The organism is Chthonomonas sp. (genome assembly GCF_035294505.1).
Lineage (GTDB): Bacteria > Armatimonadota > Chthonomonadetes > Chthonomonadales > Chthonomonadaceae > Chthonomonas.
The window spans coordinates 1-10,775 of the sequence record NZ_DATGKU010000245.1 but is presented as its reverse complement, the minus strand read 5'-3'; the positions used below and the strand labels follow the sequence as shown (position 1 = coordinate 10,775).

General features: G+C 55.9%; 10 protein-coding genes. 9 read left to right on the top strand and 1 reads right to left on the bottom strand.

Annotated features, from left to right (window positions below; translation table 11 throughout):
- The 9 genes from VKV18_RS14800 to VKV18_RS14760 all read left to right on the top strand — a co-directional run.
- A partial coding sequence (locus VKV18_RS14800) for a S8 family peptidase (RefSeq protein WP_324204954.1) occupies positions 1–1,665 on the top strand: 1,665 nt, incomplete at its 5' end.
- A gap of 70 nt (positions 1,666–1,735) precedes the next feature.
- The gene (locus VKV18_RS14795; RefSeq protein WP_324204953.1) at positions 1,736–2,593 is read left to right on the top strand and encodes an Ig-like domain-containing protein; all 858 of its coding nucleotides are present in this window, start codon (positions 1,736–1,738) and stop codon (positions 2,591–2,593) included.
- Positions 2,594–2,745: 152 nt separating this feature from the next.
- Positions 2,746–3,429 carry a prepilin-type N-terminal cleavage/methylation domain-containing protein gene (locus VKV18_RS14790; protein ID WP_324204952.1) on the top strand — a complete coding sequence of 228 codons (684 nt, stop codon included), beginning with the start codon at positions 2,746–2,748 and terminating at the stop codon, positions 3,427–3,429.
- Positions 3,430–3,675: 246 nt separating this feature from the next.
- Entirely contained in the window at positions 3,676–4,680 is a 1,005-nt protein-coding gene (locus tag VKV18_RS14785) for a hypothetical protein (protein WP_324204951.1), read from the top strand.
- The gene (locus VKV18_RS14780; protein WP_324204950.1) at positions 4,677–5,087 is read left to right on the top strand and encodes a type II toxin-antitoxin system VapC family toxin; all 411 of its coding nucleotides are present in this window, start codon (positions 4,677–4,679) and stop codon (positions 5,085–5,087) included. The genes VKV18_RS14785 and VKV18_RS14780 overlap by 4 nt, the downstream gene beginning before the upstream one ends.
- A gap of 210 nt (positions 5,088–5,297) precedes the next feature.
- Complete coding sequence (locus VKV18_RS14775) at positions 5,298–6,155, top strand: aldo/keto reductase (protein WP_324204949.1); 858 nt, start codon at positions 5,298–5,300, stop codon at positions 6,153–6,155.
- A gap of 10 nt (positions 6,156–6,165) precedes the next feature.
- Positions 6,166–6,633, top strand: a complete 468-nt coding sequence (locus VKV18_RS14770; protein ID WP_324204948.1) for a thioredoxin family protein — start codon at positions 6,166–6,168, stop codon at positions 6,631–6,633.
- Between the two features lie 3 nt (positions 6,634–6,636).
- Complete coding sequence (gene topA, locus VKV18_RS14765; protein ID WP_324204947.1) at positions 6,637–8,832, top strand: type I DNA topoisomerase; 2,196 nt, start codon at positions 6,637–6,639, stop codon at positions 8,830–8,832.
- A 10-nt stretch (positions 8,833–8,842) separates the two neighbouring features.
- Positions 8,843–9,895 (top strand): dipeptide epimerase, encoded by a 1,053-nt coding sequence (locus VKV18_RS14760; RefSeq protein WP_324204946.1) that lies wholly within the window; start codon positions 8,843–8,845, stop codon positions 9,893–9,895.
- Positions 9,896–9,932: 37 nt separating this feature from the next.
- Here the strand turns inward: VKV18_RS14760 and VKV18_RS14755 are convergent, their stop codons facing one another.
- Positions 9,933–10,214 carry a response regulator transcription factor gene (locus tag VKV18_RS14755; RefSeq protein WP_324204945.1) on the bottom strand — a complete coding sequence of 94 codons (282 nt, stop codon included), beginning with the start codon at positions 10,212–10,214 and terminating at the stop codon, positions 9,933–9,935.
- Positions 10,215–10,775: the final 561 nt, after the last annotated feature.

The window sequence follows — 10,775 nt, the reverse complement described above, 5'->3', positions numbered from 1 at the left end:
CCTAACCAGATAGAGGTGCAACTGCGCCCCGGTGCCGACGATTCGACCCTTGAGGCGCTAAGCCGAGAAATAGGTGCGCCTTTACAGTGGGATAGCCCGCTGCATGCGGAAACAGAGATCGCCGTAGCCACTTTGCCTCCCGGCGTTTCGGAGGCTCAAGCGCTGGCCAAACTGCGCGCAGATGGCCGAGTAGAAACGGCCGATGTGGTGCACTACTACACGGAGCCTACGAGCGCCGTTTTGCCGCAGGAACTGGTGGCCGAAGAGCCTTCCGGCCCGACTTCTCGCCCCAAGGAGGGCACTTCGGGCTGGCGTCCGAACGACCCACGTTACGATGAACAGTGGAATTTCCGCATGATTCACGCGGAGGAGGCCTGGGCGCTTTCACGCGGCAAAGGCATCAAGGTCGCCGTGATAGATACGGGGGTGGCCTATACCCAATGCGATAAAGGCCCCATCGCCCGTGACTTTAAGCAGACCCGATTTGTGCCGGGATACGATTTTGCCAACCGCTCTGCCATCGCTTACGATGACAACGGGCATGGCACCCACGTGGCCGGCACCATCGCGGAAAGCACCAACAACAATGAAGGGGTAGCCGGGCTAGCTTTCGACGCGACCATCATGCCGGTGAAGGTGCTTACCGGCTCCGGCATGGGCTCCTCCGCCTGGATCGCGGAGGGCATTCGCTATGCCGCCGACCACGGTGCCAACGTCATTAACATGAGTTTGGGTGGCCCCTTCCCCGATAAGTTGATGGCTGAAGCGTGCGATTACGCCCATAGTAAAGGGGTGGTCATTGTATGCGCTGCCGGCAATACCGGCACGGAGGGCGTGGGCTATCCGGCCGCTTTTAAGCCATGCATTGCCGTTTCTGCCGTCGGGCCGAAGGGAAACTTGGCTTTCTACTCCTCCTACGGCCGCCAGATCGCCATTGCGGCTCCGGGTGGCGATTCAAGGGTGGGCGGGCCGGCCGGAACCATTCTACAAAACACCATCGTGCGCGATGCCTCCGGTAACCCGGTGGATGACTATTACGGCTTTCAGGGCACCTCGATGGCGTCGCCCCATGTGGCCGCTGTGGCCGCGCTCATCGAGGCCGCAGGCATTCGCAATCCCGACGATGTGAAGTGCATTCTGCAAAAATCGGCTCAGCCGAAAGAGCCAGCCAAGAAATACGGCGCCGGAATCCTCGATGCCGGCCGCGCCGTTAAACTCGCCATCAACACCTATGAGGATGGGGTAGCACGGTTCTGGTTTGCGATGGCGTTGTTCGGGCTTGGAGGCTTGGTGATGTGGTTCAACCGTAAAACGGGCGGACCTAGAAACTATCCCTTCTGGCCCATTGCCGCCTTTGCCTTTGGCCTCCTTGCCCCCGATTGGCTTAGCAACACGTTCGGGCTGGGTTCCCATTGGAACCTGCTTACCCATAGCGTGCTTATTCCTGCAGCCCTTTTGGTGCTTGGTGCCGATGGCCCCAAAGAGCGAAGGTTCTTGGGCTACATGGCGCTTGGTTTCACCCTCCACCTCGGCTGGGAGTTTCTACGCGATACCATTCCGGTTGGCCTAGATTACGGGCGCTTGGCCCTCCTACCTTGGTGCGCCTCCAATGTACTCATCGGGTTTGGCATGCTTGTCTCCGGTCTGTCGGCCAAGCAGGAGTAGCCAAATCACGAGAGCGCTATAGGCTGAGGTGGCTTATAAAAAACAACAAAATCGAAGGAGAGTTCGTTTTATGCGCATTGTAGGTGCCGCAATGGCTCTACTCATGTTGGTCGGGCTGTGTGGCTGTGGTGGGGGACATGGAAGCGTAGGCAACTCATTGTCTCTTGCTATCATTCCCTCGAATACCACTGTGGCTCCGGGAGGTATTCGAGGGTTTCAATATGTTTTATCCGGTTCAGGAACGGCACAAACCGGCGTTGTTTGGAGCGTAAAAGAGTCGGGTGGTGGCACCATTGACAATACCGGGCTTTATACGGCCCCTACGACCCCCGGCACCTATCATGTTGTGGTGACCAGTGTGGCCAACCCGGCCGTTTCGGCCACGGCCACTGTTACCGTTGGCGGCAGCGGCCCTCTGCTTACCGTGACACAACGCCAAGTGGTGGTGGCGCCGAGCAGCACGGTATCGCTTGCCTCCGATGTTACTGTGAGTAATGCCTCTAACCCAACGCTGCTGTGGAGTGTAAACGCACCGAATCTAGGCACCGTAGACGCCAACGGCAACTACACCGCGCCTTCAACCCCCGGCGATTACTACGTAACCGTTTCGCTGCAATCCGATCCTTCCCAAACCGACTACATCCTCGTGGAAGTGGTCGGGGTCACTCTTTCCATCTCACCAACGTCCGTTCAAATGAAGACCAATCAAACCTATGGGTTTGGGTATAACATTCAAGTGATCGGCTCGACGAATAATAAGGTCACATGGTCGGTCACCGACAAGAACGGCAATCCGGTGAGCGGTGACGGCACCATAGATCAAAACGGCAACTACACTGCCCCCAGCACTCCGGGCACCTACTATGTGACGGTCTCTAGCCAAGTGCGCCCCGATATCAAGGCGACGGCCACCGTCACGGTGAGTTAAGTAAGCGAGAGCGTCGCTTCTCAAAGCGACGCAGCGATCTTTCCGGCCTGCCCGATGTCCGCCTAAGTAAGGCGAGTCGGCTTGACGGAACTAGTCGAAACGGGAAAAAGAGGGCAAAGACGATGTCCGCTATCCCCCCTAGGCGGACCTTTATGGCTCGCCGCTATCGGGGCGGCTTTACCTTGGTGGAGCTGCTCGTAGTTATCGCAATTATCTCGTTGTTGGCCGGGCTGTTGTTGCCGGTACTGCTTCGGGCCAGAAACCAGGCCCTCTCGGTAGCCTGTCTTTCCAACCTGCACCAGGCCGGCATGGCCTTTTCGATCTATGCGGAGGACTATGATGGCCTCTATCCCTATGCTGTAGACCCTGCCGACCGCTATACCCCACAAATATGGGCGGCCTACCCGGCCTGGCAAAGCCAAATTCCCTTCATGCCTTGGCTGCACGAGGTGCTCTTGCCTTATGTGAAGTCTCACGAAATCTTTCATTGCCCCTCCGACAGCGGCATGGATATTGAGGATTTCACCGGTTTTGTGCTCAACGGCCGCCCCACGATGTTTGAGAAGTTCGGCACCAGCTACCTCTATCGAACCGAGATCGCCTTTCGCCATGCTGGCGACGCCACCTTTCAAAACCCCGCAGAACTAAACGTCTACATGGATGGTTCGGGGCTATGGCATGGTAGCGGCCCGTCTGACCTTTCTATCGGTGCCGGCCACTTCTTCGAGGGCAATTCGGAGCTATTTCAACGCCGCTTTAATACCCTCTTGGGTGACTATCATGTGAAGTCGCTCACCTTTAGTCAAGTTTGGAAGTTGTGGCATCTTCCTCTGTAGGTTTTGCGATATGCTGTTTTATTTCCATTCTTAGCGGACGCATTGCCCCCTTTCACGCCTTCGACCGCGGCATCGCCGTGGACGCGCACGTCCCTAATACACCGAGAGCCAGTGGGTCATCTAACCCTCTCGACTTCGCAACAACAGACCATTCAAGGTATGCTGGGGGAAACTTGCAGCGATCTTTTCGTAAATTAGGAGAGCAGTTCTAGACGTTTGTAGTGCACCGAGTTTTAGGAGGACACCATGAAGACACAAGAGGTACTTCTCACCATTGTTCTTGAAGGCGAAGAGGTTGCAGAGGGAAGAATTCCGGTTTCTCATCTACTGGAGCTGCTCGGCAATCTGCAGAAAGCCCTCCTTCGCACTGGTCAGAACCTATTGACGCATCGAGAAAGGATGCAGACCAGCCCTAACCCCAGACGCATCAAGGAACTATTGGAGCTGGAGCTAGTAGAGATCACGCATGGCAGTCCCCAAACGGTTCTTCGTTTTGCACGGCATTTACATCAGCCTCCATTTTCAGAAATGGATGAGGGACTTCGTGTCGTTGAGACGGCCTTAGCAGGCATAAGTCACATACAGGAAGCAGGAGATCCACTTCCAACCGGCTTCGATAGAGGGGTTTTGCTTGCATGGCGTGATTTGGGGACGCTCTTTACAAAGGGAGTTCGTTCCATTATGTTTGCTCTGAATCTTCCGCAAAACCTCTTGCAAGTTTCTTATACACAAAGTGGATTTGAGGCCATTCAACAACGTATCAAGGGTTCGCAAGAGACGCTTCTTACTGTAGAGGGGCGACTGCTCATGGCCGATTTTAAAGAAACGGGCATGCGTCTGCGTGTGCATCCGGCATTGGGAGAACCTATCGTGTGTCTTTTTGATCAAGACCAGAAAGAGGAGGTACTCTCATGCCTCCTACGCAGAGTACGTATTACGGGAGATGCTTTTCAAGACCCTGCAACCGGTAAGATCAACCGCATCCGTGTTCGAGATATCGAACCTTTAGAAGACTTTACCGAAGCAGCAGCGGAGATACCTGTTGGTGAAGAGCCAACTTACGACTTCTGGAACTCACGCTCCATCGAAGAACTGGCCCGAATACAAGGCGTGACATCTACGCCGGATATCACAAGGCTCTATGGTACTTGGCCAGGAGAAACCACTGAGGGGAAGCATATCGTCCAAGACGACTTTGATGAGTTTGTTCAGGAGCTAAGGCATGCCGGAACCAAAGGGGGCAGTAGGTGACAACCTCCAACTACCTACTACTCGACACCAACATCATCTCCTACATCATGAAGGGCACGCCAGAAGCGGAACGCTATAAGCCGTACCTGCAAGGCAAAACGCTGGCGATCTCCTTTATCACCGTCGGGGAGCTTTGGGCAGGCGCAACCTATCAAGGATGGGGAGCAGAGAAGCGGAAAAAGCTAGAATCTGTTTTGCGCAACTTTGTGGTGATTCCCTACGACTTCGAGATCGCCAAGTGCTATGGTGAGATCGTGGCTCAGCGAAAAAAAGCGGGTAGACCTATCTCTGTTGCGGATGCCTGGATCGCTGCCTGCGCTGTGCGACATCAAATACCTCTGGTTAGCCATAATTTCCGAGATTTTGAAGCTATACCCAATTTGGTGCTGATAACTGTAACCGCATGACGCCATAGACGGCCTCGGAAAATGAAGGCAATCAAGTAAGGTCGTGCTGAAGGGACAGCTTCTGCCAACAGGAAGCTTTTCCACCAGCCGCCCATCTGAGAGGCCGATCCGCCACAGCGCTTTCTTCCAAGTGTACAAAATTTTTGGAACGCACATAGAACAATTGAAGGTATTATGGTAAGGCAAGAATATGATGAGAGGAGCCTGCCTATGGAAAGAAGAACGCTGGGACGCACAGGCCAAACACTCTCCATTATAGGGCTGGGAGGGGTTGCCCTGTTAGGGCTGGAGCAGCAAGAGGCCGATGCATTGGTGGCCGAAGCGGTGGATCGAGGTGTGAACTACTTCGACGTGGCACCGAGCTATGGAGCCGACCAAGAGGCAGAAAAAAAGCTGGGACCGGCGCTTCGCCCTTATCGCCAACAGGTGTTTTTGGCATGCAAAACCGCCCGGCGCGACCGTGCCGGTGCCGAAGAGGAGCTTCGCCGCTCCCTAAGCCATCTCCAAACCGACTATTTTGACCTCTATCAACTTCATGCGATCACAACCCTGGAAGAGGTGGAAGCCTGCTTTGCGCCCGATGGGGCTATGGAAGCCATTGTGGAGGCGCAACGAGCCGGGCTGATACGTTACATAGGCTTCAGCGCCCACTCTGTGGAGGCCGCCTTGTTGGCCATGGATCGTTTTAATTTCGATTCGGCACTTTTTCCCGTCAATTTCGTAACTTACCTACAGGGGCACTTCGGCCCTCAGATCATCGCGCGAGCCGAAGAGAAGGGAGTAGGCCGATTGGCATTAAAGGCCATGGCGCGCACCCACTGGGCCGAGGGGGCAACGCGCACCTACCCTCACTGCTGGTACGAGCCGATCTCCGACCCCGAACTGGCCGAGTTGGCGTTTCGTTTTACCTTGTCTCAACCGGTAACGGCCGCCGTGGCCCCCGGAGACCCGCGCCTGTTCCGTATGGGGGTCGCCTTTGCCGAGCGGTTCCGTCCGCTTACCCCAGAAGAGTACCGATGGCTCGAAGAGGAGGCCAAGAAACTGCAGCCTATCTTCCGGGCCGCCTAAAGGGGTACCTATGCGAAATCGTCATCTCTTCTGGATAACGCTTTTTCTCGTAGGAGTGCTTGGCTATATGCATGGGGAACATATCGGAGGCGATGTGCACTGGCGTAATAACCTCGCCGCCGCCCAACGAGAAGCCGCCAGAAGCGGGCGCTACCTGCTGCTGGACTTCTCCTCGCCCGACTGCGGTTGGTGCGCTAAAATGGATGCCGACACCTTCTCCGATCCCAGCGTGGTGCGCCTCTCACAGCATTTCGTGTGCGTGCGCCTCGATAGCGACGAAAACACGGCACCGATCGCGCGCTATCGCGTTATGGCCTATCCCACACTCATTGTGGCCGATGCCGCCGGTCACCCGCTCTACCGTCTAGAAGGCTATGTGCCTCCCGAAAAACTGGCGCCTCTGCTGAAGGCCCTAGCGCCCCACAGCGATCATCGCCTTCTTGAAAATATTCCTTTTCTATCAGCACCGTCGAAGTAGTCTATGGCAAAACCACTCATTATTGTTGAATCGCCTGCGAAAACCAAAACCCTAAAGAACTTTCTTGGCGATAGCTATCAGATCGAAGCCAGTATGGGGCACGTTCGCGACCTGCCGCGTTCGCGCTTGGGGGTGAACATAGAGCAGAATTTTGCCCCAGAATATCGCCCCATCGCCGAGCGTAAGCAGGTGCTTAAACACCTGCAAGAGGTGGCGAAGAAAGCCGACACGGTCTATCTTGCCTCTGATCCGGACAGGGAAGGGGAAGCCATCGCTTGGCATCTGGCCGAAGCGCTGAAACTTAAGAACCCACGCCGCATTCAGTTTAACGAGATCACCCAGCAGGCGGTACAGCAGGCGCTTCAAAACCCACGCGACATCAACATGGACCTTGTGAACGCGCAGCAGGCCCGTCGTATCCTCGATAGACTGATCGGCTACAAACTGTCGCCCCTGCTTTCCAAGAAGATTCAAAGCGGGCTTTCTGCCGGGCGCGTGCAATCGGTAGCCCTGCGACTTATCTGCGAACGCGAACGTGAGAGACAGGCCTTTGTGCCCGAAGAGTACTGGACTCTCACCGCCATTCTCACCCCGGAGGCGCCAGAGGCGCACTTCCCGTTTCCCGCCCAACTCCATAGTCGCGGGGGCGAGCGTGTAGAGCTGAAGACCGAGGCAGAGGTGAATGCCGTTCTGGCCGAGATCGAGGGGGCACGCTATCGGGTGGTGGAGCTAAAAAAGCGCGATGTGCGACGCAACCCGCCACCGCCCTTCATCACCAGCACGCTCCAGCAAGAGGCGGCTCGCAAACTCCATTTCTCCAACCGTCAGACCATGGCGGTCGCACAGGAGCTTTATGAGGGCGTGGAGTTGGGGCCTGAGGGCAGTGTGGGGTTGATCACCTACATGCGCACCGACTCGGTGCGCGTGGCGCAAGAGGCCCAGGAGGAGGCACGACGCTTCATCTTGAAGCAATACGGAGAGGCCTACGCACCGCCGTCGCCTCGCCAGTACAAAACCCGTCGTGAGGCGCAAGATGCCCATGAGGCCATCCGTCCTACCCGCGTAGATCGCCTGCCGGAACAGGTAGCGCCCTATCTTACGCCCGCACAGCTGCAACTCTATCGTCTTATTTGGCAGCGGTTTGTGGCCAGCCAAATGAGCCCCGCTCAAATCGAGGTAACCACTGCCGACATCGCCGCCCAGGTGGAGGGCGCCGAAAAACCGGCCTATATCTTCCGCGCAACCGGCAGTGTGATGAAGTTCGACGGTTTTACGCGCGTCTATACCGAGGGGAAAGACACCGAAGAGAAGAGCGACGAAGAGAGACCGCCTTTGCCCCCCTTAAAGGAGCAACAACCTCTGGCTTTGGAGAAAATGGAGCCTCGCCAACACTTCACCGAGCCGCCACCACGCTATAACGAGGCCACCATCGTGAAGGCGCTGGAGGAGAAAGGCATCGGGCGTCCCTCCACCTATGCCACCATCATCTCGGTGCTGCGAGACAGAAACTATGTGGAGCTGGTAAACCGCAGCTTTGTGCCCACAGAGTTGGGCTTTTTGGTGAACGACCAGCTTGTAATGCATTTCCCCAACATCGTGGACGTGGAGTTCACCGCCAAAATGGAGACCCATCTCGATGAGATCGAGGAGGGCAAGGCGGATTGGATCGCCCTATTAAAAGAGTTCTATGGCCCGTTTGAACAGTCGGTGGCTCAGGCCCTAGAAAAGATGGAGAGCCACAAACCGCCGCCGATTGAGACCGAGTATCGCTGCCCGAAGACGGGCAATGTGATGCTGCTGCGGCAAAGCCGTTACGGCACCTTTCTGGGCTGCAGCGCCTACCCCAAATGCAAGAAGATCCTGAAGTTGAACGAGAAAGGCGAACCGGTGGAGGGCCCGAAATTTACGTGTGGGCTGGAAGACACAAAGCCTGCCGGCGCCGCATCGGTCGATCCAAGCACCCTGCCTAACGCCACCGAATGGCGGTGCCCTGAAGGACGCGAGGCCGTGATGGTGCGTCGCCAAGGGCCTTTTGGGCCTTTCCTCGGCTGCAGCGCCTACCCTAAATGCCGCACGGTGTTGAAGCTGGGCGAAGATGGGCAACCTCTACCCTGCCAGGAACTTAAATGCACCTACTCGGAAAAGGGAGCGCGAAAAACCCGTACCACCAAACGCCGCACCACGAAAAAGAAAGGATAGCTGCGCCGCCATGCCTCGCATTCGCGCGATAGATGCGGAACCGTTTGAAACCCCGCTGCACGGCGTTTTTGTAACCTCCAAAGGTTCCAGCGATAGGGCACGCGGCGTGGCCGTGTGGCTTCAACTCGACGATGGTCGCACGGTGCGCGGTGAATCGGTACCGGCCAGTTATGTGACCGGTGAAACGCGCGAAACCGTTTTGGAAACGGTTAAGCAGGTTGGCCCTGCCCTCATAGGCATGGACATTAGCGATTATGCAGCGCCCATCGCCCATATCGAGCGTCTAGCGCCTCATCAGCCGAGCGCTCGGTGCGGTATGGAGATGGCCGTCTTTCTCGCTTGGAGCCTTGTGCACGGCATGAGCTTGCGGCGTCTGTGGGGCGGCGCCAGCACTCAGTGCGAAACCGATGTCACCATTCCCTTAGTTCCCGAAGCGGGCGCCTTGGCGGCTCAGGCATGGCAACGCGGCATCCGCTTTCTCAAAATTAAGGTGGGGCAAGGCGATATGGAGGGTGACCTTCAACGGGTACGCGATGTGCACAAAGCGGCCCCAGAGGCGCTTCTGCGCCTTGATGCCAATCAGGGCTTTCAGCCGGACGAAGCGCTGCGATTCGTGGACACGTTGATCAACGAGGGCATCCCCATCCAGCTTTTGGAACAGCCGGTGGCGAAAGAGGATTTCGCCGGTTTATGCTATGTCGCTCAGCGATGCCCTGTGCCGGTGTTTGCCGATGAGAGCTGCCGAAGCCGACAGGAGGGGCTTGCGTTAGCGAACACCTCCGTTCATGGCTTTAACCTCAAAATCAACAAGTGCGGCATTCAAGGCACCTTAGACCTCATTGCTATCGGGCGTGCAGCGGGTAAGCGCCTTATGATCGGCTGCATGTTGGAGACGAGTCACAGCATCGCCATATCTGCGGCCATCGCCTGCGGCACCGGCGCCTTCGAGTTTCTCGATCTCGACGGGCATCTTTTGCTAAAAGAGACACAAAAAAGCGCCGCCTTCTACGCAGAAGGCGGCAAAATACAGCTCACGGATCACGGCACCACACCGTCTCGTTAGGGAGAACGCAGATAAGGGCACGCCGTACGTTATCTTCCTACGACTCCTTGAGGTCAGCGCCTTGCTTCTCTTCCTCTATCTCCGAAGAGGGAAGAAGTCCCAGCCTCCGGGCTAACTGCAAGGCCTGTAGGCGATTTTTTACATGAAGCTTGTGATAGATGTTGTCCAAATGGAAATCCACCGTACGTTTGCTTACGAAAAGCATCTCGGCAACGCGCTTGCTTGGGTGGCCCTCCCCAATGAGGCTGAGTATCTCCTTCTCTCGTTGAGTTAGCCGTATCTTCTGCGAGATCTCGGCCTGATGTAGTGATGATGACATAGGTTTCCTCACGGTTTGTTTGCGTTTTGAAGTATTTGCACGCCCCTATTCGGCGCGAATGCCTCGACCCTAGTGGGTTTACCGGCTCGTTTTAGTTGTTCCACATTTTTCCGGTTTCTTGAGATATAACCCGATGGCAACATTGTTATCGAGAACGCAGTGGAGAAACTCATTCATTCGTGCTTCCCAAATTGGTAACAACCGAGGACTACCGTAAACGGCATCTATAAGGTAAGCTGTTAAAGACCTCCCCTCTCTTCTCCCACATGCGGGGGCAAGGGAGAGGTTGGCATCCCGATAAAAAGTGAAGGAGAACAGGAGTCCTGTTATTCTCGCGTAACCTCATGCCCCCTCGCTACGTAGTTTATAAGCATATTTTTCAGTCAAGGAGCCTACCATGTCAGACGACCGAGAGCAAGATGGCACATCGCAACATCCAAGGTATCATCGTCATGCCGAAATAGATGAACAGGTTCGAGAGCTGAAGCAAGAGCCGTTATCTTATATTGAAGAACGTGCCCAAGTACGATATGGACATTCCGAATATGTCTACTCTGAAAC